The 22,683-nt window shown below is 71.0% G+C and carries 20 protein-coding genes; 14 read left to right on the forward strand and 6 right to left on the reverse strand.

The window, feature by feature from the left end; translation table 11 throughout:
- Positions 1 to 68 precede the first annotated feature (68 nt).
- The 8 genes from ACH9EU_RS05925 to ACH9EU_RS05960 all read left to right on the forward strand — a co-directional run bounded on the left by ACH9EU_RS05925 (position 69) and on the right by ACH9EU_RS05960 (position 10,026).
- The gene (locus ACH9EU_RS05925; protein WP_396413018.1) at positions 69 to 464 is read left to right on the forward strand and encodes an FKBP-type peptidyl-prolyl cis-trans isomerase; all 396 of its coding nucleotides are present in this window, start codon (positions 69 to 71) and stop codon (positions 462 to 464) included.
- An 11-nt stretch (positions 465 to 475) separates the two neighbouring features.
- Positions 476 to 2,551: a WYL domain-containing protein gene (locus ACH9EU_RS05930; protein WP_396413019.1), complete on the forward strand. Its 2,076-nt coding sequence runs from the start codon at positions 476 to 478 to the stop codon at positions 2,549 to 2,551.
- Between the two features lie 22 nt (positions 2,552 to 2,573).
- On the forward strand, positions 2,574 to 2,942 hold the full coding sequence (locus ACH9EU_RS05935) for a hypothetical protein (protein ID WP_396413020.1): 369 nt from the start codon (positions 2,574 to 2,576) through the stop codon (positions 2,940 to 2,942).
- Positions 2,935 to 3,216, forward strand: a complete 282-nt coding sequence (tatA, locus tag ACH9EU_RS05940; protein WP_396413021.1) for a Sec-independent protein translocase subunit TatA — start codon at positions 2,935 to 2,937, stop codon at positions 3,214 to 3,216. The genes ACH9EU_RS05935 and tatA overlap by 8 nt, the downstream gene beginning before the upstream one ends.
- Positions 3,217 to 3,296: 80 nt before the next feature.
- Positions 3,297 to 4,178 (forward strand): twin-arginine translocase subunit TatC, encoded by an 882-nt coding sequence (tatC, locus tag ACH9EU_RS05945; protein WP_396413022.1) that lies wholly within the window; start codon positions 3,297 to 3,299, stop codon positions 4,176 to 4,178.
- A 232-nt stretch (positions 4,179 to 4,410) separates the two neighbouring features.
- A complete protein-coding gene (locus ACH9EU_RS05950; protein ID WP_396413023.1) occupies positions 4,411 to 7,245 on the forward strand; it encodes a DEAD/DEAH box helicase in 2,835 nt (944 codons plus the stop codon).
- 118 nt (positions 7,246 to 7,363) lie between these two features.
- A complete protein-coding gene (locus ACH9EU_RS05955) occupies positions 7,364 to 9,055 on the forward strand; it encodes an amidohydrolase family protein (RefSeq protein WP_396413024.1) in 1,692 nt (563 codons plus the stop codon).
- Positions 9,056 to 9,288: 233 nt separating this feature from the next.
- On the forward strand, positions 9,289 to 10,026 hold the full coding sequence (locus tag ACH9EU_RS05960) for a glycosyltransferase (protein ID WP_396413025.1): 738 nt from the start codon (positions 9,289 to 9,291) through the stop codon (positions 10,024 to 10,026).
- 117 nt (positions 10,027 to 10,143) lie between these two features.
- On the opposite strand, the gene ACH9EU_RS05965 is transcribed toward ACH9EU_RS05960, so the two are convergent.
- The 3 genes from ACH9EU_RS05965 to ACH9EU_RS05975 form a co-directional block, all read right to left on the reverse strand.
- Positions 10,144 to 10,479, reverse strand: coding sequence for an RNA polymerase-binding protein RbpA (locus tag ACH9EU_RS05965; protein ID WP_396413026.1), 336 nt, complete (start codon positions 10,477 to 10,479; stop codon positions 10,144 to 10,146).
- Between the two features lie 130 nt (positions 10,480 to 10,609).
- The gene (locus tag ACH9EU_RS05970) at positions 10,610 to 11,734 is read right to left on the reverse strand and encodes an SPFH domain-containing protein (protein ID WP_396413027.1); all 1,125 of its coding nucleotides are present in this window, start codon (positions 11,732 to 11,734) and stop codon (positions 10,610 to 10,612) included.
- Between the two features lie 33 nt (positions 11,735 to 11,767).
- Positions 11,768 to 12,262: an NfeD family protein gene (locus tag ACH9EU_RS05975; RefSeq protein ID WP_396413028.1), complete on the reverse strand. Its 495-nt coding sequence runs from the start codon at positions 12,260 to 12,262 to the stop codon at positions 11,768 to 11,770.
- Positions 12,263 to 12,520: 258 nt separating this feature from the next.
- Between ACH9EU_RS05975 and ACH9EU_RS05980 the strand changes: the two genes are divergently transcribed.
- Positions 12,521 to 12,940, forward strand: a complete 420-nt coding sequence (locus ACH9EU_RS05980) for a hypothetical protein (RefSeq protein WP_396413029.1) — start codon at positions 12,521 to 12,523, stop codon at positions 12,938 to 12,940.
- Between the two features lie 187 nt (positions 12,941 to 13,127).
- Positions 13,128 to 13,793 carry a phospholipase D-like domain-containing protein gene (locus ACH9EU_RS05985; protein WP_396413030.1) on the forward strand — a complete coding sequence of 222 codons (666 nt, stop codon included), beginning with the start codon at positions 13,128 to 13,130 and terminating at the stop codon, positions 13,791 to 13,793.
- Between the two features lie 318 nt (positions 13,794 to 14,111).
- On the opposite strand, the gene ACH9EU_RS05990 is transcribed toward ACH9EU_RS05985, so the two are convergent.
- A complete protein-coding gene (locus ACH9EU_RS05990; protein ID WP_396413031.1) occupies positions 14,112 to 14,519 on the reverse strand; it encodes a hypothetical protein in 408 nt (135 codons plus the stop codon).
- Between the two features lie 278 nt (positions 14,520 to 14,797).
- On the opposite strand from ACH9EU_RS05990, the gene ACH9EU_RS05995 reads away from it, so the two are divergent.
- Positions 14,798 to 15,733, forward strand: a complete 936-nt coding sequence (locus ACH9EU_RS05995; protein ID WP_396413032.1) for a metallophosphoesterase — start codon at positions 14,798 to 14,800, stop codon at positions 15,731 to 15,733.
- A gap of 9 nt (positions 15,734 to 15,742) precedes the next feature.
- On the opposite strand, the gene ACH9EU_RS06000 is transcribed toward ACH9EU_RS05995, so the two are convergent.
- Positions 15,743 to 16,303 carry a hypothetical protein gene (locus tag ACH9EU_RS06000; RefSeq protein ID WP_396413033.1) on the reverse strand — a complete coding sequence of 187 codons (561 nt, stop codon included), beginning with the start codon at positions 16,301 to 16,303 and terminating at the stop codon, positions 15,743 to 15,745.
- A gap of 2,290 nt (positions 16,304 to 18,593) precedes the next feature.
- Here ACH9EU_RS06000 and ACH9EU_RS06005 point away from each other — a divergent pair.
- The 3 genes from ACH9EU_RS06005 to ACH9EU_RS06015 are packed head-to-tail and all read left to right on the forward strand — an operon-like array spanning position 18,594 to position 21,593.
- A complete protein-coding gene (locus ACH9EU_RS06005; protein ID WP_396413034.1) occupies positions 18,594 to 19,706 on the forward strand; it encodes a tyrosine-type recombinase/integrase in 1,113 nt (370 codons plus the stop codon).
- Entirely contained in the window at positions 19,703 to 20,044 is a 342-nt protein-coding gene (locus ACH9EU_RS06010; protein ID WP_396413035.1) for a helix-turn-helix domain-containing protein, read from the forward strand. The genes ACH9EU_RS06005 and ACH9EU_RS06010 overlap by 4 nt, the downstream gene beginning before the upstream one ends.
- Positions 20,037 to 21,593: a hypothetical protein gene (locus ACH9EU_RS06015; protein WP_396413036.1), complete on the forward strand. Its 1,557-nt coding sequence runs from the start codon at positions 20,037 to 20,039 to the stop codon at positions 21,591 to 21,593. The genes ACH9EU_RS06010 and ACH9EU_RS06015 overlap by 8 nt, the downstream gene beginning before the upstream one ends.
- Positions 21,594 to 21,916: 323 nt before the next feature.
- On the opposite strand, the gene ACH9EU_RS06020 is transcribed toward ACH9EU_RS06015, so the two are convergent.
- On the reverse strand, positions 21,917 to 22,399 hold the full coding sequence (locus tag ACH9EU_RS06020; RefSeq protein WP_396413037.1) for a hypothetical protein: 483 nt from the start codon (positions 22,397 to 22,399) through the stop codon (positions 21,917 to 21,919).
- Between the last annotated feature and the right edge of the window lie 284 nt (positions 22,400 to 22,683).

A 22,683-nucleotide genomic window follows, 5' to 3' on the forward strand; every position in this document is an offset into this window, starting at 1 on the left:
CACCCCACCCGCTTCCACGACCACTCCCCGAGGACCCGACGCCCTCGGCCCCACGAACAGGAGCAGCCATGTCCTTCGGAGAGCGCAATCTCGACCGCACCAAGCCGGAGGTCGACTTCCCCGGTGGGGAGGCGCCGACCGAGCTCGTGATCACGGACCTGATCGAGGGCACCGGCACGGAGGCCACCCCGGGCAGGCAGATCTCGTGCCACTACGTGGGCGTGACCTTCTCCGCCGGCGAGGAGTTCGACGCGTCCTGGAACAGGGGCCAGCCCCTGGACTTCACCGTGGGCGTGGGCCAGGTCATCGAGGGCTGGGACAAGGGCCTGCTCGGCATGAAGGTCGGTGGCCGCCGCCGCCTCGAGATCCCCTCGGCGATGGCCTACGGCTCCCGCGGGGCCGGCGGGGTCATCGGCCCCGACGAGGCGCTCATCTTCGTGGTGGACCTCCTGGACGTGCGCTGAGGCCCCAGCGGATGGCAGCCCGATCGACGGAGCGGCTCCTCAACCTGCTCATCGCCCTGGTCTCCCGCGAGCGCGGGTACACCCGCGCCGAGCTGCGGGAGGCCGTTCCGTCGTACGCGGAGTCGGCCTCCGACGAGGCGTTCGAGCGGATGTTCGAACGCGACAAGGCGGAGCTGCGCGATCTCGGCTACCCCATCGAGGAGGTCTCCGAGGACCCCCTCTTCCCGGACGACACCCACGGGCACCGGTACCGGATCCCGCGGGGATCCTTCACGCTGCCGCCCCTGCGCTTCACCGCGGAGGAGTCCGCGGTGCTCGCCCTGGCGGCCAACGCCTGGACCGACGCCTCGCTGGGGGAGCTCGCGCGCCGGGCACTGCGCAAGCTCGAACCGGCGATCGACGGGCTGCCCGGCGACGACGCACCGGCGCTGCTGCAGCCCACCCTCACCGCCCATGAACCGTCCTTCGAGCCCCTGCTCTCCGCCGTGGTCCGCCACCGGGAGGTCCGTTTCGACTACCTCGCCCGGTCCACCGACCAGCTCACCACCCGGCGGCTGCGGCCCTGGGGGATCGGCTCCCGCTACGGCAACTGGTACGTGGTCGGCTGGGACCTCGACCGCCAGGACTCCCGGACCTTCCGGCTGTCCCGGATCATGTCCGACGTCACCGTCACCCGGCGGGAGTTCGCCCCGCCGGCGGACTTCTCCATGAACGAGGCGCTCTCGGCCATGGTCTCGCACGCGCCCGCCCGCACGGTGGAGGTCCTGGCCCGACCCGGCCACGCCCTCATGCTGCGCCGCATGGCCTCCCACCAGGAGCCCGGCCCGGGTCGCGGCGACCGGCCGGAGGCCTGGGACCGGCTGCACATCCCCTTCGCGGAGACGGAGATCCTCGCCGAGGAGATCGCCGCGGCGGGTCCCGACGTCGTCGTCCCCGCCGACGGCGACGGCACTGCGCCCACCCTCCAGGCCGAGGTCCGCGCCGCGGTGGTGCGCCGTCTGCGCAGCGCCGCGGCGGCCGAGGCCACCTTCCGGGGCCTGGCCGTCGACTGGAGCCGGAAGTCCCGGAAGGGCACCCGGAACAAGCTCTCCACGGCCGACCACCTCTCCCGGCTGCTCGAGATCGTCCGGTGGGTCTACGCCCACCAGGGCGCCGAGCTGGAGGAGACCGCACGCCGCTTCGGGATCACCGACCAGGAGCTCATCGCCGACCTCAACACCCTGTTCGTCTGCGGCAAGCCCGGGCACATGCCCGACCAGCTGATCGACGCGCAGTGGGACGACGGCCACGTGTACCTCTCCAACGCGGACGAGCTCTCCGACCCCGTGCGACTGACCCAGCCCGAGGCCTCCGCGCTGCTCGTGGGCCTGCAGACCCTGCGCACCGTCCCCGGCGGGGACTCCGTGGCCGTGGCCTCGGCCATCGCGAAGGTCGCGGGCGCGGCCGGTGACGCCGGGGTGCTCGCCAACGCCGTGGGCGCCCGGCCCACCACCGACGCGCCGGCCCCCGCGCTGGCCGACGTCATGGCCACCGTTCGACGGGCGGTCGAGGAGGGCCGCCGGCTGCGGATCCGCTACGTGGTCCCGTCCCGGGACGAGCTCACCGAGCGAGTGGTCGACCCGGTGCAGGTGTTCTCCTCGAACACCCACTGGTACGTGCGCGCCTGGTGCCTCAACGCCGAGGGCATGCGCAACTTCCGGCTCGACCGGATCTCCGCCGTCGAGGACGCCGGGCCGGCGGGGGAGCGGCCCGCCGTCCAGGAGGCGGCCGCCGCCGCGCCGCCCGTCCCGGGCGCGCCGGACACCGTGGAGGTCGTGCTCGTCACCGACCGCCGCGCCCGGTGGATCGCCGACCAGTACTGCGCGAGCCGCACCGCCGTGGTGCGGGCGCCCGGTGGCGCCCGCACCGGTCCCGCGGCCGACCACGAGGCCGCTCTCGTGGGGTTCCAGACGGTCGAGGCGGTCTGCTCCCTCGTCGGCCGCTACGGCGGACAGCTCGCCGTGGCGGGTCCCGACGACGTCGCCGAGCAGGTGGAACTCTGGGTGAACTCTGCGCTGGGGCCCTACGGGCCGTCCGATCCGTCCTGACTCCTCCACCTATACTGGGGCCATGCTCTGGTGGTCCTGGGTCCTACTGTGGACGGTCCTCGTCCTGCTGGGCTCGGCGTTCCTCGGGCTCGTGCTGTGGCGACTGGTCCGGACGTTCCTGGTGCTGCTGAGGGAGACCGAGGCGGCCGCCGGGGACTTCGCCGGGCGCTGGGACGCCGCCGCCTCGGGAGTGCCGCGTCCCGTCCGGTCCCGGCCGGAGCCCGCCCTGTTCACACCGGTGGGAGAAGCCCTGGCCGACTACCGGTTCGGCCGACACCAACGACAAGACGCCCGTCTGCGACGCCGCATGGAACGCAAGGACCGCAGGGGCCAGCCGCAGCGGATCAGCGACATCCGCAGGGCTGAACGGAAAGGAATGTCCCATGGGTAGGCTCTTCGACAGCCCCATCATGATCCTGATCATCCTGCTGGTGATCCTGCTGCTCTTCGGCGCCCCCAAGCTGCCGGGCATGGCCCGCAGCCTCGGCCAGTCGCTGCGGATCTTCAAGTCAGAGGTCAAGGAGATGAAGAAGGACGACCGGGCCGAGGGCTCCGACGTCGTCATCGACGGCAAGCCCGTGCAGAACGGCCAGGACGAGACCCGGGACGGCGCACCCGGCGCCCCGCGCGACCCGGAGCAGCGTCCCGGCAACCCGCCCGCCTGACCGTCCCGCCCGAGCGCTCCGCCTCCCCCGGGCAGGCCGACCGCTCGCCCGACCGTCCGTCCGACGTCCCGAAGGTCCCGATGTCCCCGCAGACCCCACGCGCCCCCAAGCCGCGCCGGTCCTCGCGCAAGGCCAACCCCCAGGCCCAGATGGCCCTGGCCGAGCACCTGCGGGAGCTGCGCAACCGGCTGACGAAGGCCGCCGTGGCCACGGTCGTGGGCATGGTCGGGGGGTTCCTGCTCTACGAGCCCTTCATGGGCTACATCACCGAACCCCTCCAGCGGCTCACCGAGGCGGAGGGCCGCGAGGCCACCATCAACTACTCGGCCGTGGGCTCGTCCTTCAACATCATGGTGGAGGTCTCCCTCGTCCTCGGCCTCGTGCTCGCCAGCCCGGTGTGGCTCTACCAGCTCTGGGCGTTCGTGACCCCGGCGCTGCACCGCGACGAGCGCCGGACCGCGACGGGTTTCCTGGCGGCGGCCGTGCCCCTGTTCCTGAGCGGCATCGCCGTCGCCGTGCTCACGCTTCCCACCGCGGTCTACGCGCTGACCGCGTTCACCCCGGTGGGCGGCACCAACTTCATCTCCGCGGACGTGTACCTGCGGTTCTTCCTCCAGCTGATCCTGACCTTCGGCGTCGCCTTCGTGCTCCCCGTCTTCCTCGTGGGCCTGAACATGCTGGGTGTGCTCTCGGGCCGGGCGATCCTCAGGAGCTGGCGCATCGTCGTGGTCCTGGTCGCGGTCGTCTCCGCCATGGCCGCCCCGGGGCCGGACCCGATGACCATGTTCTACCTCGCGGTGCCGCTGCTGGCGCTGTTCTTCGTGGCCGTGGGTCTGTGCCTGGTCCTGGACCGCCGGCGGGCGCGCCGTGCGGCCCGGCTCGCGGAGACCACCGGCGCCTCCGCCGACGCCGGGACCTCCGCCGACGAACTCGAGCGCCTCGGGCGCGACCCCGAGGACTGACCGTGTCGGGCCCCGGGGCCCGACCGGGCCCTACCCCGGGGCCCTGCCCGGTCGGCTCCCGGGACCCGACCGGGCGCGACTCCGTGGCCCGATCCGCCGCGGCCCCGGGCACCGGTCCCGTGCGGCCTCCCGGCACCGGCCGGCGGACCCGCGCGAACCGCCCCGTGAGGCCCCGCGCGAACGGCCGTCCCGCGCTCGGCCTCCCGTCGCCGCCGCGCAGTAGGGTGGACGCATGTCCTCCCACGCCGACCGATACCTGGCCGCCAAGCAGCGCGCGGCCCACGCCAGGACCGAGCTCGCAGCGTTCCAGAACCGGCTCGAGTTCCGGATGGACGAGTTCCAGGAGACCTCGTGCCGGGCCCTCGAAGCCGGCCGCGGGGTCCTCGTGGCGGCTCCCACGGGCGCCGGGAAGACCGTGGTGGGGGAGTTCGCCGTCCACCTGGCCCTGGCCCGCGGGCAGAAGGCCTTCTACACGACACCCATCAAGGCGCTGAGCAACCAGAAGTTCCACGAGTTCTCGCGCGCCTTCGGGGCAGACCGGGTCGGCCTGCTCACCGGGGACACCTCCGTGAACTCCGAGGCGGAGGTCGTGGTGATGACCACGGAGGTCCTGCGGAACATGCTCTACGCGGACTCCCCGACGCTGCTGAACCTCGGTTTCGTGATCATGGACGAGGTGCACTACCTGGCCGACCGCTTCCGCGGGGCCGTGTGGGAGGAGGTCATCATCCACCTCCCGGACAGCGTGCAGCTCGTCTCGCTGTCCGCGACCGTCTCCAACGCCGAGGAGTTCGGGGCGTGGCTGGACACCGTGCGGGGCGACACGGACGTCGTCGTCTCCGAGCACCGGCCGGTCCCGCTGTGGCAGCACGTGCAGGTGGGCGGGCGGCTGCTCGACCTGTTCGTCGACGACACGACCGTCGAGGAGGCAGCCGAACGGCTCGGTCCCGGCCGGGACGAGCCGGAGGTGAACCCGGAGCTGCTCCAGCTCGCGCGCGCCGAGCAGCCGCGCGGGGGGCGCCGCGGCGGACGCGGACCCGGTGGACGTTCCCGGGACCGCTTCTCCCGCCGCAACGGCGGCGACGGCCACCGCCCGAACCCGGAGACGCGCCGGGTGTCCCGGCCCCAGCTGATCCGCCGCCTGGACGCCGAGGGCCTGCTGCCCGTCATCACGTTCATCTTCTCCCGGGCCGGCTGCGACGGCGCGGTGGAGCAGTGCGTGGCCGCCGACATCCGGCTCACCGGCGAGAAGGAGCAGCAGACCATCCGCGCCCGGGTGGCCGAGACCGCGGCCACGCTCGAGGCCGCCGACCTCAACGTGCTCGGTTTCTACGAGTGGCGCGAGGGTCTGCTGCGCGGCGTGGCCGCCCACCACGCCGGGATGCTGCCGGCGTTCAAGGAGCTCGTGGAGGAGCTGTTCGCCGAGGGGCTCGTCAAGGCCGTCTTCGCCACGGAGACCCTTGCCCTGGGGATCAACATGCCCGCCCGTTCCGTGGTGCTCGAGAAGCTCGACAAGTTCAACGGCGAGTCCCGGGTGGACATCACCCCGGGGGAGTACACCCAGCTCACCGGCCGCGCCGGCCGGCGGGGCATCGACGTCGAGGGCCACGCCGTGGTGCTGTGGCAGCCGGGCATGGACCCCCGAGCCGTCGCCGGTCTGGCGTCCAAGCGCACGTACCCCCTGAACTCCAGCTTCCGGCCGACGTACAACATGTCGGTCAACCTGATCGCCCAGTTCGGCGCCCGGCGGTCCCGGAAAATCCTCGAGTCCTCCTTCGCCCAGTTCCAGGCCGACCGCTCCGTGGTGGGCCTCGCCCGCCGGGTCCGCTCCCAGGAGGAGTCCCTGAAGGGCTACGAGGAGGCCATGACCTGCCACCTGGGCGACTTCACGGAGTACGCCGCGCTGCGGCGGGAGCTCACGGAGCTCGAGCGCGCCGCCGAGAAGACCCTCTCCCGGCAACGGCGCTCCGACGCCGTCGCGTCCCTGCACGACCTGCTGCCCGGGGACGTCGTGGAGATCCCGCGCGGACGCAACGCCGGGTACGCCGTGATCCTCTCGACCGATCCCCAGCGGGACGACCCCCGTCCCTCGATCCTCACCATCGACCACCAGCTGCGTCGCGTCGGGGCCCAGGACCTGGACGGCCCGCTGGAGCCGGTCTCCCGGATCCGGATCCCCAAGCACTTCACCGGGCGCACCCCCAAGGAGCGCCGGGACCTCGCGTCCTCCATCCGCAACGCGCTGCACGAGCACCGGCCGCCCCGCGGGGGCGGGGGCAGCCGCGGCATCCAGTTCGACCGCGGCACGAGCGCGGCCGAACGGCGCATCACCGAGGTCCGCCGGGCGCTGCGGGCGCACCCGTGCCACGGGTGCTCGGACCGGGAGTCGCACGCCCGCTGGGCCGAGCGGTGGTGGACCCTGCGCCGGGACACCGACGGACTGCTGCGCCAGATCGAGAACCGCACCAACTCGATCGCCAAGACCTTCGACCGGGTCTCGCAGGTGCTGGGGTCCTTCGGCTACCTCGAGACCCTGCCCGACGGAGAGCTGCGGCCCACTGCGGCCGGCCAGCAGCTGCGCCGGATCTACGGGGACCGGGACCTGCTCCTGGCGCTGTGTCTGCGCGACGGCTTCCTCCACGGCCTCGACCCCGCCGCCACGGCCGGCGTGGTGACCCTGCTCGTCTACCAGGCCAAGCGGGAGGAGCAGCGCTTCCAGCCCGTCCTGCCCTCGGCCGCCATGGACCGCGCCGCCGAGACCGTGGTGCGCCACTGGTCCGGGCTCACGGACCGCGAGCAGGAGCACCACCTCAAGCTCACCGCGGAGCCCGAGTTCGGACTCGTCGAGCCCATGTACCTGTGGGCGCGCGGGGCCACGCTGAGCACGGCGCTCAACGGCACCGAGCTCGCGGCCGGGGACTTCGTGCGCTGGGCCAAGCAGGTCGTCGACATGCTCGACCAGCTCGCCTCCATCGACCTGCTGGACCCGGCGCTGCGCGCCCAGTGCCAACGGGCGATCGCCCTCGTGCGCCGCGGCGTGGTGGCACACTCGGGCTTCGAGGACTGACCTCCCGCCCTCCGCTGAGCCCCCGTCGACCGGCCGTCCCGCACCACCGTCCCGCACCACCGCCCCGCAGCACCGCCCCGCACCACCGTCCCGCAGCACCGCCCCGAACAGGAGACCCGTGAGTTCCGCTCCTCCCGCCCGCCGGCCCGTCCTCTACCGCAACGGCTCCGTCTACAGCCCCGCCGACCCGTTCGCCACGGCCCTGCTCGTGGACGGCGCCCGGGTGGCCTGGGTCGGCTCCGAGGAGGCCGCGCAGTCCCTGCAGGACTCGACCATGGACGTGGTCGACCTCGACGGGCGGCTGTTGGCCCCGGGGTTCGTGGACTCCCACGTGCACGTGACCGAGACGGCCCTGGCCCTGTCCACCCTCGATCTCGCGGGCGCGGCGACGCTCCAGGAGCTGCTCGACGCCGTCGCCGGGGCCGCGGCCGGCGGCACCGGCGTGGTCCTGGGCTCGGGCTGGGACGAGTCCCGGTGGCCTGAGCGCCGGGCCCCCACCGCGGAGGAGCTCGACCGGGCCACCGGGGGACGGGAGGTGTACCTCACCCGGGTGGACGTCCACTCGGGGGTGGTCTCCTCGGCCCTGGGCCACCGGCTCCCTCTCGGCGGTGTGGACGGCTGGCTCGGCGACGGCCGCGTGGAGCGCCGGGCGCACGACCTGGTGCGCGCGGCGGTCCTGGACCTCGACCCGCCACGGCGGGCGGCGATGCACCGGCTGGCCCTGCGGCACGCGGCCTCCCAGGGGTACGTGGCACTCGTCGAGGCCGGCGCCGAGCAGGTCGCCCCGTTCGAGGACCTGGTGGGCCTGACGGCGATGGCGAACCACGGCATCGGCACCGAGAACCCGCTCCCGCGCGTCGTGCCGTACCGCGGGGAGCTCGTGGCCACCGCGGCGCAGGCCCGCTCGGTCGTCGAGCGTTTCGACACCGCCCTGGGGGCCCTCCTGGGGCGGACCGTCGAGCGCCACGAGTCCCTCGTCGGGCTCGCAGGGGACCTGTGCGTCGACGGCGCCCTCGGCTCCCGGACCGCGGCCCTGCGCTCGCCCTACGCCGACGCCCCGGACAGCACGGGTGACCTCTATCTCGACGCGGAGGCGGTGGCCGCGCACCTCGCCGCGACGACGGAGGCCGGCCTCCAGGGGGGATTCCACGTGATCGGGGACGCGGGGATGGACGTCGTCCTGGACGGCCTGGACCGTGCGGCCGGGCTCGTGGGGGAGCGGGGCCTGCAGAGTGCCGGGCACCGCCTGGAGCACGCAGAGATGATCGACCCGGAGGGAATCGAACGGCTGGCCCGGCACTCCGTGACCGTGTCCGTCCAGCCCGGCTTCGACGCCGCCTGGGGCGGGCCGGGAGGTCTGTACGAGCAGCGCCTCGGCCCCGTCCGCGCCGCCGCGATGAACCCCCTGGCGGACTTCTACCGGGCCGGGGTGCCGGTCGCCCTCGGGTCGGACGCCCCCGTGGTGCCCCTCTCTCCGTGGGAGACCGTGCGGGCCTGCCTCGAGCACCACGACCCCGGCCAGCGGATCTCCGCACGGGCCGCCTTCCTCGCGTGCACCCGCGGCGCGTGGCGGGCCGCGCGCACCCCCGACCCGATGCAGGGGCAGCTGGCCCCGGGAACCCCTGCCACCTTCGCCGTCTGGGACGTCGACGCGCTCATGGTGCAGCAGGCGCAGGGGACCGGTGCCTCCTGGAGCACCGATCCGCGCGCCCGCACCCCGCTGCTGCCGGCCCTCGACGGCCCGTCCCTTCCCGTGTGCCGGCAGACGGTGCTCGACGGCGTGGAGCTCTTCCGCTCACCCGGCTTCTGACAGGCGTCCGGGCCCGACGGCACGGGGTCCCGGTGCGGTCCCGGGATCCGTGTGACGCTCCGCCGTGACCGGTGATGTTGGTGACGTGCACCCCGCAGGATAGGCTGGGCAACTGCTGCCGGGTAGGCTCCTCCGTCCTTAGAAAACAGGTCAGCATCCCCTCAGGGCTGACCTGGTCCGAAGGCGGGGGAGCCTGCCCTGTGGTGCATCTGATCCTGAAAGGACCCCGCCCGGTGCGCGTACTGACCGTCATCCCCACCTACAACGAGCGCGAGTCGCTGCCGACCGTCATGGACCGTCTGCGCCGGGCGGTTCCGGACGGGCACGTCCTGGTCGTGGATGACAACAGCCCCGACGGCACGGGCCGGCTCGCCGACGAGATGGCCGCCTCGGACCCCGACATCCACGTTCTCCACCGCGCCGGCAAGGAGGGCCTCGGAGCCGCGTACATCGCCGGGTTCCGCTGGGGGCTGGCCCGTGGCTACGACGTCCTGGTCGAGATGGACGCCGACTGCTCGCACCAGCCCGAGCAGCTGCCGCTGCTCCTGGAGGCGATAGAACACGGCGCGGACCTGGCCATCGGCTCCCGGTACGTCCCCGGCGGGCGCACGGTGAACTGGCCGCTGCAGCGCCAGCTGCTCTCGCGCGGCGGAAACCTCTACGCCCGGACGCTCCTGGGCTCCCGGATCCACGACATCACAGCCGGGTACCGGGCGTTCCGCCGCGAGACCCTCGAGCGGATCGGTCTGGACACCGTGGACTCCAAGGGCTACTGCTTCCAGATCGACCTCGGCTGGCGCACCGAGCGGGCGGGACTGACCGTCGCCGAGGTCCCCATCACCTTCGTCGAGCGCGCCGAGGGGCAGTCGAAGATGAGCCCCGATGTGACGCGGGAGGCGGTCATGCGCGTGGCCCAGTGGGGACTCTCCGCGCGGGCTCGCACCCTGGCCCAGCGGTTCTCCCGGCGCTGATCCGCCGAGGCAGGCGTCCCGGCGGCCCGTGCCGTCCGGGGGTCTGCCGACACGCGAGGGGCCGCCACCCGTGTCCCCGGTGGCGGCCCCTCGCGCGTGCTGATGGTCAGGAACGGCTCACAGCGCGTGCTTCTGACGGTAGAAATCGATGCGCTGCTGGAGGATCTCCTCCAGCTCGTCCGTACTGCGCCGCTCCAGGAGCATGTCCCAGTGCGTGCGCTGGTGCTTCTCGTTGGGGTTCTCGGGTTTCTCGCCGTTGACGATCACGGCTTCCTTGCCCGTCTTGGAGACCCAGACCGGCGGGATCTCGGCCTCCGCGGCGAAGGTCACCGTGACCGACTCGCCGTCGACGGTGCGGTACTCGACCCGCTGGCGCGGGGCCGGCTCGACGCCGGCCTCGGTCTCCATGGACTGGGAGCCCAGCCGCATTCCCCTGAGGCTGCGATCGCTCATAGTGGTGGTTCCTCCAATGACTGACGGTGGCCACGGGGGTGGCGCACGCTCGGGCTGACGGTGGGTCCGGGACCCGTGATCCTCTGGGTGCAACGCGGTGGGGCCCAGGGATGTTCCCGGGCGGCGCGGGTCAGCGGGACCGGTCCTCCGGGGGCGTGGTGTCGTCCAGGCTCACGGGCGCTTCGGGATCGATGCTGGAGGGCCGGGGCATCGTGAACTCGTCGGGGTCCACCGTGGTGCGCTCCAGGTTGGGCTTGAGGTCCTCCTCGGTCACGCGCACCGCCTCGGGCGTCACGAGGGACTCCTCGTCACCGCGCGGCTCGGGCTCCGCCTCCTCGTCCACGGCCTCGGACCAGCTCCGGCGCGGGCCCTTTCCGTCCTCGTCCGGGCGGGAGAGGAACTCGCCCACCCCGCGAAGGGCGTCACCCAGCTCGGCGGGGATCATCCACATCTTGTTCGCGCTGCCCTCGGCGACCTTCGGGAGCGTCTGGATGTACTGGTAGGCGAGCAGCTTCTGCGTGGGCCGGGCGCGGTGGATCGAGTCGAAGACCTTGCGGATCGCCTGGGCCTCGCCGTCGGCCCGCAGGATCGCGGCCTTGGCCTCGCCCTCCGCGGAGAGGATCGCCGCCTGCCGCTGCCCCTCGGCCATGAGGATCCGTGACTGCTTGTCGCCCTCGGCGGTGAGGATGACCGCGCGCCGCTCCCGCTCGGCGCGCATCTGCTTCTCCATCGAGTCCTGGATCGACGGCGGGGGAGTGATCTCCTTGATGTCCACCCGCGAGACGCGGATGCCCCACCGGCCGGTCGTGGAGTCCAGAACGCCTCGCAGCTCCGCGTTGATCTTGTCCCGGGAGGTCAGGGCCTCCTCGAGGTTCAGGCCGCCCACGACATTGCGCAGCGTGGCCGAGGTGAGCTGGTCGGCCGCCTGGATGTAGTCGACGATCTCGTAGGTCGCGGCGCGCGGGTCCATGACCTGGAAGTACACGACGGTGTCGATGCCGACGACCAGGTTGTCCTCGGTGATCACCGACTGCGCCGGGAAGGACTGGACCTGCTCGCGCAGGTCGATCAGGGGGAGCAGCCGGTCGATGAAGGGGATCAGGAAGTGCAGTCCGGGGTTCAAGGTGGTCCGGTACTTGCCCAGGCGCTCCACGATCCCGGCCCGGGCCTGCGGGATGATCCGCACCGATCGGACGAGGATGATGAAGGCCAGGACGACCAGGACGGCGAGCAGGATGACGACGGCGAGATCCACGGGTGCCTCTCTCGTTGCGCGGGGGCGGCTTGGTCAGAAGGACGGGCTCGGGGCGGAGCGTCCCTCGGCGGTCGGGGCGGGGTACGGAGCCACGACCACGGTGGCTCCCTCGATCCGGTGGACGAAGACGTCGGTGCCGGCCGGAAGCTGCTCCCCGGTCGCGGAGCGCGCGCTCCAGGTGTCGCCCTCGAGTCGGACCAGGCCGCTGCGGGCCGTGACCGGGTCCAGCACCTGACAGGGCAGTCCGATCAGCCGCGCCGCGTTGGACACGGTCTCGGGCGTCGACCGGTTGACGCGGCGCAGGGCCACCGGCCGCACCAGGAAGATCAGCAGGACCGAGGCGATCGCGAACGTCACGACCTGCAGGACGAAGTTGTCGGTGATCCAGCTCAGCCCGAAGGCGAGTAGTGCGGCCGCCGACATCATGAGGAAGAGGAAGTCCAGGGTCAGCATCTCCACGGCCGCGAGCACGATGACGGCAAGCAACCAGAACAGCCACGCGTTGTCGACGAGCCACTCCCACACCATGATCGTCCCCGGCCTCTCGTGCGCGTTCGCGAGGGCGTCCTCGCTGTCCTTCCATTGTGCCCCAGCGGACCGACACCACGCCGGAGCGGCGGACCACCCCCGTCATGGTCCGGGCGTCCGGAATAGGCGGTGTTCTTCGGATGTTCACCCGGGCACGGTGGTGGCGGCGGGCGCCCCAGCCGCCCATGGTGCGGCCCGTGCCGCCGGGCGCCCGGCGCAGCAGCCGGTCGATCCACGGCAGGCGGGAGGAGGAGAACCGTGAAACTCGTCGCATCGCTGGCGGTCTCGGCCGCGGGCGCGTGGCTTGCGGGGACGGCCACCGCCCTGGTCGGTTTCTCGGCCCTCCAGTCGCGCCTGCCCGCCATGATGTCCCGCACCCTGGACGCCCGGCCCCACGTCGAGGAGGCCCTCGTGCTCCTGGGCACGGGTCCGTGCGCCCCGGACAGCACGCGCGCAGAGACGGTGCGTGCCGGGCTCGAGGCGGAGCACGGAAGGCCTGTCGTCTACGTGGATCTCACCGTGGCTCCCGGCGCCTCCGCGCGTCGGGCCGCGCAGGCCCGGGAGCGGGCGCTGCAGTTCAACGCCGACTTCGCCCTGGAGCACTCGGATCTCGACGGGGACCGGCCGGTACCGGCCGACGGCGCCGCGCGCCGGCCCTCGGCCGGCCCCGGACTCTGACCACCCCCGGGGTGGGGGCCGATGCCCGTGGAGGGCGGCACGAGCCCGGATCAACGTGTGCGATCCCGGATGCGGGGCCCGGGGTCAGCCCGGCGGGTGGGTGCTCTGGACCCGCACGGCGTGGGCGAGGGCCATGAGCAGCAGCCCGCCGACGAGGTTGCCGGCGACGGCCGGAGAAGCCTCCGCTGTGGCCCGGGAAGACGTCGTCGAGGGGCTCGTCGGCGAGGTCCGCGACGCCAACAGCCGGGCGTCCCGACCGTGTGGCCACGCGGGCCATGCCGTGGACCTCGTCGACCGGCAAGGCATCGGCGCCGATCCCACGACCGAGCCGGTGGTCGCCGTGCTGGAGAACGCCCACCGGCGGGGAGTCACGGTGCGGGTGCAGATCGACCACCTCGGATCCGTGGGGCACCCCGGCTACCGGCAGATGGTGCACCGGCTGGAGCCGGCCGGGATCCCCTGCCGGAGGATGCCGCCGGTGCGCCCGTGGCTGCGGGGGCTGATGGTCCGTGTTCGGGGCCCTGCGGTCGGGCACCTGGACGTGCTCTTCGCCACGGACGCGTACTGCGAGCACGACGACGTGGTCGCCGGACGCACCCCGGTCCCGGGACCTGAGACGTCCCCCGGCGAGGTGGCGTGCCAAGTGCTGCCCTCGGGGCCGGAGCTGGCCCAGGAGTCGAACCTGCAGCTGTTCAACTACCAACGACCTGTTCGCCGGCGCTCGATGGAGGATGAGCGTGTGCAACCCCTACTTCGTGCCCGAGGGCTCCATGGACAACTCCTTGCGCACCGCCGCGGGCCGGGGGAGTGGAGGTGCACCTGTACACGGGCGAGACCTCCAACGACGTGCTGACCCACCACGCCCAGCGCTCCTGCTGCGAGCCGCCGATCCGTGACGGCATCCGGATCTTCCTCTACCGGGCGCCCTGCGTGCTGTACGCCGAGTTCGTGCTCGTCGACGACGAGGCCGCGGTGGTGGGGTCCGCGCCCTCCAGTAGCCCGGGGAACTTCTCGATCACGGCGCCGGGGAGTAGCGGCCCGCCGGCAGCACCACGAAGGGGTTCCTGTGCACAGCACCGGCGCGGTGCACAGGTGCTCCGTCGTCGTCGGGGCCCGGTGGTGGTGCCGTCCGCGCCGGCACCACCTCGCGGGGCGCCGGCGGCTCAGCTTCCTACTCGGCCACGGTGACGGTGGCGTCGGTGAGGTAGGGTTCGGGCCCCCGGTTGACGAGGTAGTTCGCGTTCTCCTCGTCGGTGAGCAGCATCAGCCGGTCCCGGTCACCGGGTTCGCTGAACAGGTCGCCTTCCTCCACGACGCCGGTGGCCTCGACCTCGTCACCCGGGCTCAGGCCCTCGGGCATCTCCGTCACGAAGACCACCGTCTGCTCATCGCCCATGGTCAGGAACTCCTCACCGAAGATGCCCTCCACCTCATTGGTGAGCGTGATCTCTTCGCCGACCAGCTCCTCGGTGGAGACCCCGGACTGGTCCAGCTGGGTCAGCCTGGTCTCGTCCTGGCACCCGGTCAGCAACAAGCCGGTCAGGCCGGCCACGGCAACGGTCAGTGTGCGGTACGTCATCAGCGTGCTCCTCGGCTCTGCGGTGATCTCTGTTCCAGGCTGCGTGCGTCGGTCCGTTACGTCCCACCCTAGCCGTCGGTGCTTGTCGCCGGCCGCAAGCGTCTCCGGCCGGCGTCCCGACCGTAGTCGGCCCGATCCCCGGGGCAGGGGACGGAACACCAGGAGCCGTCGCCGGCACCGAGGGGGACGCTAGTGTGGAAGACCCGTGAGCGGGGGCGGCAGCATCGTCCCCTGGCGCGGAGGCACCTGTCGCTCCACAGCCCACACGAAGGACGTCGATGAGCCACCCAGCGAGCCCGGACGGCGGCGCGGACCCCGGCCGGCGGCACCGCCACCTCCGTTCCTTCTTCACCGGCCTGGTGGCTGCTCTCGCCATCCTGGGCCTGGCGGTGGGCGTCTACGGCGCGGCGGTGGAGCCGCGGTTCATCCTCGACGAGGAGCGGATCCAGGCGCGGATCCCCGGACTGGGCCAGGACTGGAGCGGGGCCGAGGTGATGGTGTTCTCCGACCTGCAGGTGGGCATGTGGTGGGACAACACCGGGATGATCGAACGCGTGGTCGCTCGAACCGTGGCTGCGGACCCGGAGGCCGTGCTGGTCCCCGGGGACTTCCTGTACCACAGCGAGGCCAGCCTGCAGGAGCGCATCCAGGGCGTTGTGGGCCTGCTGGAGCCGCTGACCGCGACGGAGATCCCGGTGTACGCGGTGATGGGCAACCACGACTACGCCGTCGGTGCCGTCGACGAGCTCACCATCGCGCTGGAAGACCACGGCATCGAGGTGCTGGCCAACGAGGCGGCCGCCGTCCCCGCCCGGGACTTGCGCCCCGGGCCGGGACTGTTCATCGTCGGGATGGGGCCGGCATCGGTGGGGGAGGCCGACCCGGCGAAAGCCCTCGGCCAGACGCCCGAGGCAGCGCCGCGGCTGGTGCTGATGCACAACCCCACGACCTTTCCGGACCTGCCGCCGCACAGCGCGCCGATGGCCGTGGCCGGGCACACCCACTGCGGTCAGATCGCCCTGCCGCTGCTGTCGCACTGGTCCTACCTCGGGCTGACCGAGGAGGAGGAGCTCGTGGCCGACGGCTTGGCACCGGCGGACTACGGGTCCGAGGGCAACGCCATGTTCGTGACCTGCGGGATCGGGTTCAGCCTGCTGCCGATGCGGATCAACGCCCCGCCCCAGCTGCTCACCGTCGAACTGCGCCCCGCCTGAACCGATTCGCTACCGACCAGCGGATGTTGTGCTGCTCAGCTCGGCCTGGTCCAAGTATGGCTGCCCCACATGGCGGTCGTAGAAACCCGCCTCGTCGTCCGTGTCGTCCTGGTCGGCCCCTGCTTGGAAGTCCATCTGCACGGTGCCGGTGACCGCGACGTCAGAGCCTTCCTCGGCCTCGGGGAACGCGTACCGGGCGCTGACCAGCAACGGGTCCAGGTCCGGGTCCTCCGGGCTGGCCAGCACCAGGGACGAGCGGGAAGGGATCAGGTCGGCGACCTCCCCGGTCAGCTTCACCTGCTGCCCGGCGTAGGACGACAGGTCGGCCCGGAATTCCTTGTCGTAGGGCCCTGTGTAGGCACTGGTTGCCTGGTCATCAGGGTCCTCGTCCGTCTCCGCAGTGCCGGGGGACGCGTTGGCCCGCGCCGGTGAGGCGTCCCCGGGCTCCGCCTCCGTGCCGGGCTCCGGCGCGTCTCCGGCACCGCATCCGGCGGTGAGGCCGGCGGCCGCCGACAGGGCCAGCACGGCGGCCAGCGTCCGAACCCGGTGTGTCCGGTGAAAACTGTTCATGGTGCTCCTTCTCGTCGTCACAGGGATGCATTCGTCCCCGATCCACAGAGACATGGCGGCGCTGTCACCGTCGCGCAGAACGAGAATGTTCCCGTGGGCCCACGAGGATCGGGGCCACCGGCCGACAATCGCCCGACGACCCACTCGCCGGGCAAGGGCCGTCTCATTGGCGGAAGTTTCTCACACGGTCCCACCCGCCTTCCACGACCGGACCCTGGTGTCGTCAACGGAACCGGTGTCCCGCCCGCGGCTGGCACGGACCAACCGCACGAGCTCGGCGACCGGTCCGATGAACCGCGCATTTCCGCGGACCGCGGTACGCCGCGGACCCGCGATGCAACAACTCCCGTGGGCGGACCGGTAGGCACGGATGTCGAAGAGGCGGGAGTTGGCAGCGCTCTGGGGGCTACCGACACCCTCCATCTGTCCGTCATCGCCGCGAGAACCCGCTCGTCGGCGCAGTCCCCCACCCTGACGGTCAGCCCGGTAAGAGCGGTGAGAAAGGAATGGAGACGAGAGCGTCGCGGCAGCGCTCGTGCCGCAATCCGGCGGGTGCAGCCTGATCTATTGCCATGTACTCGGGGTGTGCTCCATGACCGGCGTTGACCCGCCTACCGTTGCGTCCAGTGCCCGGGCCCTACCTCACGGACCGGCAGGCGGGCTCGCTCGTGTAGGTAGGGACCACTTCGTCGTCTTCGGGACGTTCCCGCGCGGAGCGGTGGGTGACGGTAACCAACACCGCGGTGATGACGGCTTCGTCGTCTTCAGGACGTTCCCGCGCGGGACTCCACCGGCTGAGGGAACGCCCGAGGTCACCGACCGGTGAGGTGCTGTGCCGGGGCTGCTCCAGGTGCCGGGCCTGGAACCCTCGGACGGTGTCCTCAGTTTCCTGGAACGCCGGCTGTGCAGGTGATGTGGTGCTGGGGTGGATGCTGGTTGCCGTGGTCATCGTGATTCCCTACTTCGTTGGAGTGGTGTGCTTGGCCGGTGTCCGCCCATGCAGGAGGTGAGGGCCCCGGTGAAGTGACCTGTTTCCCAGACCCCGCTGTCCGTCGCGAGGCCTGCGGGGTCTTGGGGCACACCCCGCGGGTGAGCACGTCCACCAGCACCTCTCCCAGCCCCGGACCGGGCACCAGGATGGTTCCGACGGCGACGCGGGCGTTCGTCGCCTTGACGACAACGGCTGTGACCTCGTGCCCACGGTGACTGTTTTTCAGGATGGACTTCTGGTCCACCCGGGGACGAGTCCCGGCGTGGTCAAGCCATGGGTGGTCGACGCGGTGAGGACGTCGCAGCGCTCTCAGTCGTTGACATCGAGCTGGAGGCCCTCCCATGGGACGGCGCTGAGTCGCCCCGAGGCTCCGTAGGGATAAGAGCTGACGGTGACAGCACTGGAGTTGGCCGCAGTTGGCGTTGAGACGGACCAGTCGTTGAGGATGCCCGTAAGAAGGCGGCGCACAGAATTCATGATGGACCTCCTGGCGTTGTGATCTTTGATGTGGTGGGGACAAGGACCGACGTCTTCCCTGCACGGCGGAAGGTGAGTAGACCCAGAGCCGAGTGGTAGGTGAGGAGCGGCCGGTGATCAGACGTGGACTGACATCAGCTAGGGATACAAGAGCGGCAACACGGTGTCTGCATATACTGCAACGTCGCGCGTAATGTGCGACGCGACTGCGTGGGAAAAGTCTCCGGGGGAGCTCAACCCCCTGTCAAGAGATTCCCGAAAGAGTCCCCTGAAGTCAGGTCACGTCCTGCCAGCAGGAACGTGCACCCGACGGAAGCAGACAGTCGTCGTCGACAGGACGACCAGCATGACCCTGTCCTCATGGCGAGGACGGGAGAAAGCGGGTGCTGAGTGTGGAGGTATGGGCGGAGATCCGGCGGTTGCACGAGGGTGAGGGCATCCCGATCCAGGGGATCGCGCAGATGATGGGGCGCTCGAAGGACGCTGGCCGCGGATGAGCCGCCGCGGTCCCAACGGGCGCCGGTCGGGTCGATCCTGGTCAATGTCCGATAATCGACATTATGTAAAGTAGAACCGACTCCATCTGCGCGCTCTGCACATCGTGAAGTTTTGGGTAACGGTGCTGGTGCTCCCCCGACTGGCTTCTGACCTGGACCGATTCCCCTGGCGCACCGTCAGCACGGGTGTGGCACCTGGCGCGGACAGGAGCTCCGCAGACCAGGTCGATCCGGCTTCTGACCTGCACGTCCTCGGGCGGTTATTGCGTTGCACGCAATTTGTGTGCGATTATCGCAATCACGATTCGAACTCTGAGGACGCTCCATGGGCCACGACGGCGAGAACGTGCTCTTCGCTCCCTTCGGTGGGCAGGCCCCCGATCCGGAGGTCTTCCTGGCCAGCGTCCTGGACGGATGGGGTGCTCAGCAGCGGGCGAAGGACTTCTCGCCGGCCACGATCCGGACCCGGCGTGCTGTCGTGATGAGCCTGATCGACTTCTCGGGGCGCTACCCGTGGGAATGGACGCTGGCGGACGCGGACGACTTCTTCTCCCACGCCCGTGCGGTGCGCAACCTCTCCCACGGGACGGTGCGCTCCTACCAGGGGGCGATCAAGCTGTTCTGCGACTACGCCTGCGATCCGCACTACGACTGGTGCGAGCAGAGCGCGAGGTCGTTCGGGCAGGTCTTCGGCCAGGTCGTGACCGAGCTCAATCGCCTCACCCACGCCCAGCCCACCGAGGCGCGCCCGGCCAAACGGCCTTTCACCCAGGCCGAGCTGCAGGCGTTATTCGACCTGGCCGATCTGGAGGTCGAACGGATCCTGGACTCCGGCCGCAAGGGCGCGGTGGCCGCCTGGCGGGACGCGATCGCGTTCAAGACGGCCTACAGCTGGGGCTTGCGCGCCAACGAGCTGCGGCACCTGCAGGTGGTGGACTTCTCGTCCAACAGCCGGGCGCCCTATCTGGGTGAGCACGGGGTGCTGCGCGTGCGCTGGGGCAAGCCCCACCGCGGCTCGGCGAAGAAGGTCCGTTCCGTGCTGACCGTCTGGCCGTGGTCGGCGCAGATGATCCAGGACTGGATCCGCAACGGGCTGCCCCGCTACGGGCGCCCAGTGAGCGATCTCTTCCCCACCAGCAGCGGGGCCATCGTCGGCGAGTCCCACCTGCTCGGGCGGCTGCGCGGCTTCGTCGACGAGCTGGGCTTCCCGCCCGGGCTCGACCTGCACTCCTTCCGCCGCTCCTACGCGACGCAGCTGATCACCGGGGCGGGCTTCGACGTCACCTTCGTCCAACTCCAGCTGGGCCACGAGCACGCCGCGACGACCTCGATCTACTCCCTGCCCTCCCCCGACTACCAGCGCCTGGCCTTGGAACGGGCCCACGACCGCACCATCCAGGCGGCCCTCGGGCTGCCCGCACCCAGGAGAGACCCATGAGCCGACGCGAGATCACCTACACCTGGCGGGTCCGCGAGGTCATGGCACGCCGGGGCGTGCACACCGCCAAGGACCTCGCCGAGCTGCTGCACGAGCGCGGCATCACCCTCACCGCCAACGCCGTCTGGCGCATCGTGACCCAGCAGCCCGAGCGGATCTCCTTCAAGGTCCTGGTCGCCCTCTGCGACGCCCTCGAGGTCACGCCCAACGACCTGATCACCTACACGGCCACCGACGCCAAAACCGTCCGGCAACGCCGCACGGCCACCGGCGAGAACCTCCCCGACCTGCGCGACTACCGCCCCGTGCGCGCCCGGATCATCGACGACGATGACTGACCCTGGGCGCCCGGCCACCGGCGGGAACGGATCCGTCCGCCCACCCACACTCACCGACCTCGCCCCCCGGAAGAAGCGCGGCCGACCCCGCTCGGCCGGTCAGCATGCCTGCGACCGTTGCCACCAGCAGGTCGCCAAGATCCGCGTCCACTGGCCCGACGGAGCCGTCTGCGGGGCCTGCTTCACCGAGGCCACCCACACCTACGGCACCTGCCCGCACTGCCGGGAACACCGCATGCTCCCCGGCCGCTCCCCCGGCCGAGAGCCCCTCTGCCGTGACTGCGCCGGCATCACCACCGCCCTGACCTGCACCGGCTGCCACCGCGAAGCCGAGAGATTCCGCGCCGGCCTCTGCATCCGTTGCGCCCTCACCGACGACCTCACCGCCGTGCTCAACCCCGGCGACGACCTCCGCCTGCACCGGCTCATCAAAGTGTTCGCCGGAACCCAGCGCCCCGAGAGCGTCTACACCTACATGCGCCCGGGCACCCGGGCCAGGGCACTGCTGGAAGCCATCGGCGCCCGCAAACTGGCGCTCACCCACGAAGCTTTCGACCGTCTACCCCGCTCGACCGCGGTCGAACACCTGCGCGCGCTGGTCGTCCACCACCGCATGATGCCCGCCCGCGGCAACGAGACCCTCGCACGCTTCGAACACTGGCTCGCGACCAGGATCACAGAGCTCCCCGAGGACGGCACGGCCGACCTCATCGAACGCTTCGCCACCTGGCACCACCTCGAGCGCATCCGCGCCCAGGCAACCAATCCGGACGCCGACCTCGAGACCAGCACCCACGCGGCCAAGCAGGAGATCACCGAAGCCGGGAAGTTCCTCATCTGGCTCCAAGAACACCACCACACCCTCGCGGAGGAACTCCAGCAGCTCCACATCGACGACTACCTCAGTCACGACCCCAGCACCCGCAAGCAGATCCGCACCTTCGTCCGCTGGCTCAACCACCAGCAGGGCCGCCGCACCGGGGTAATCGACGTGGCCTTCCGCAATGCCCAGAGCACGCCCATGATCACCCACACCGAGCGTCTCGAGCTCGTCCGGAACTGCCTTGAACACCGCCACGTCACCGGCTCGACCCGCCTGGCCGGGCTGATCCTTCTGCTGTGGGCCCACCCGCTGAACAAGATCGTCATGCTCCGCCGGGAACACCTCACGGTGACCCCGCAAGGCATGCTCCTCACCCTCGGCGCCACCCCGACCGCCATCCCCGAGGCACTGACCGCCATGCTCTGGCAGCACCTGCAGAACCCCGGGAACCAGAACACCGCCAACACCGGCACCCCGTGGCTGTTCCCCGGCACCCGGGCCGGCCAGCACCTGCACCCGGCCACACTTTCGCGCAGGCTCAAAGTCCTCGGCATCGACGCCCAACGGGCCCGCAACGCCACACTCCGCGACCTCACCCATGAAGTCGACGCACGCACCCTCATCGACACCCTCGGCTACAGCCCCGGCATCATCGCCCGCCACGCCGCCCTATCCGCCACGCCCATGTCCGACTACATCGACATGAAGCGCCAACGGCCCCGGTGACACGAACTCCTGACATCCCATGACCGTGGTTGAGGCACTGGCCCCGTGCCCACATGGGCACGGGGAAAGATCCAGGGAGTGTGGGCAAAATGTGGGCACCACCGCGCCGCCATGACGGCACACGCCCCGTCCAGGTGACATACCGGCCACGACTGTACCGCTACACCTTCAACCCGCCCTCGGTGCGCCTGGTCCCCGGGCCCTGCTCCCCTCAGCCGGCCCCGAGGCATTCTCGATTGGCACACCCCGGCCGAGGTCTTCGAAGAACAGCTACGCTCAAATCAACAGCACACTGTGGCGACGACCGGCTGAATACGGCTGCCTCAGTAGCAGACGACGTCGGTACGGAAGTTGCGCTCCTGGCCGTCCACCACGACGAATGTCTGCGTCGACTCGCAGGTCTCCCCGGTGGCGTCGCTGGTCGTCCTGGCGGTGTCGACACGGGTCACCTGATCGTCGAAATCCCACGGACTGGTGTACTCCTCGTAAACGGTGAAGGAGTTGTAGGAACTCTCTACCGTGTAATGGGTCCCCTCCCAGGTGTACCCCTCGGAGACAACAGTGCCCTTGTCCCGGTTCAGCTGCCGCCCGTTGGGCAGTACCACCTGCAACTGTCGGCCCTCCATCGTGGTGCAGATCTCATTGCCTAGGAAGTCGTCGTAGCAAATGTCAGTCTGGTACGCCTGGGACCCTTCGGTGACGGCGCCTGCGGCATGCGCCGGCACGGAGCCGGCCAGTGTCAGAGCGCCGACACCCAAAGCCGCGCCCATCAGTCCTTTAGTACGTTCGCGCATGTCTACCCCCATCAATCGGGCACCGGGCAACTCGCCGTGAAACGCCCAGTAACCTTCGGATTTGCATACACAACCAGGCTGGGTGCGGCCGGTCCCGGAGTGCAACGTGCATACCCCAAGTGAAGTCGAACCGTTCCCCAATTGAAGTGGCATCGTTATAAGGCTTACGCGTCGTCGGACCGGAGGCGGTTGCGCCGGTCAGCTCGACCGCCCGGCAGAGGTGCGTGGCGCCCAGCCAGTCTGTGGCTGCCGTGACCTGCGATCACTGAAGAACCGGATAACGCATTTCCCCATCA

The sequence above is a fragment of the Kocuria rhizosphaerae genome, assembly GCF_044462265.1.
Classification (GTDB): domain Bacteria; phylum Actinomycetota; class Actinomycetes; order Actinomycetales; family Micrococcaceae; genus Kocuria; species Kocuria rhizosphaerae.

Bases quoted from the DNA above. Each gene is read 5' to 3' on its own strand.
- ACH9EU_RS05925 (WP_396413018.1), top strand. From the start codon at position 69: ATGTCCTTCGGAGAGCGCAATCTCGACCGCACCAAGCCGGAGGTCGAC.
- ACH9EU_RS05930 (WP_396413019.1), top strand. From the start codon at position 476: ATGGCAGCCCGATCGACGGAGCGGCTCCTCAACCTGCTCATCGCCCTG.
- ACH9EU_RS05935 (WP_396413020.1), top strand. From the start codon at position 2,574: ATGCTCTGGTGGTCCTGGGTCCTACTGTGGACGGTCCTCGTCCTGCTG.
- tatA (WP_396413021.1), top strand. From the start codon at position 2,935: ATGGGTAGGCTCTTCGACAGCCCCATCATGATCCTGATCATCCTGCTG.
- tatC (WP_396413022.1), top strand. From the start codon at position 3,297: ATGTCCCCGCAGACCCCACGCGCCCCCAAGCCGCGCCGGTCCTCGCGC.
- ACH9EU_RS05950 (WP_396413023.1), top strand. From the start codon at position 4,411: ATGTCCTCCCACGCCGACCGATACCTGGCCGCCAAGCAGCGCGCGGCC.
- ACH9EU_RS05965 (WP_396413026.1), bottom strand. From the start codon at position 10,479: ATGAGCGATCGCAGCCTCAGGGGAATGCGGCTGGGCTCCCAGTCCATG.
- ACH9EU_RS05975 (WP_396413028.1), bottom strand. From the start codon at position 12,262: ATGGTGTGGGAGTGGCTCGTCGACAACGCGTGGCTGTTCTGGTTGCTT.
- ACH9EU_RS05990 (WP_396413031.1), bottom strand. From the start codon at position 14,519: ATGACGTACCGCACACTGACCGTTGCCGTGGCCGGCCTGACCGGCTTG.
- ACH9EU_RS05995 (WP_396413032.1), top strand. From the start codon at position 14,798: ATGAGCCACCCAGCGAGCCCGGACGGCGGCGCGGACCCCGGCCGGCGG.
- ACH9EU_RS06000 (WP_396413033.1), bottom strand. From the start codon at position 16,303: ATGAACAGTTTTCACCGGACACACCGGGTTCGGACGCTGGCCGCCGTG.
- ACH9EU_RS06005 (WP_396413034.1), top strand. From the start codon at position 18,594: ATGGGCCACGACGGCGAGAACGTGCTCTTCGCTCCCTTCGGTGGGCAG.
- ACH9EU_RS06010 (WP_396413035.1), top strand. From the start codon at position 19,703: ATGAGCCGACGCGAGATCACCTACACCTGGCGGGTCCGCGAGGTCATG.
- ACH9EU_RS06015 (WP_396413036.1), top strand. From the start codon at position 20,037: ATGACTGACCCTGGGCGCCCGGCCACCGGCGGGAACGGATCCGTCCGC.
- ACH9EU_RS06020 (WP_396413037.1), bottom strand. From the start codon at position 22,399: ATGGGGGTAGACATGCGCGAACGTACTAAAGGACTGATGGGCGCGGCT.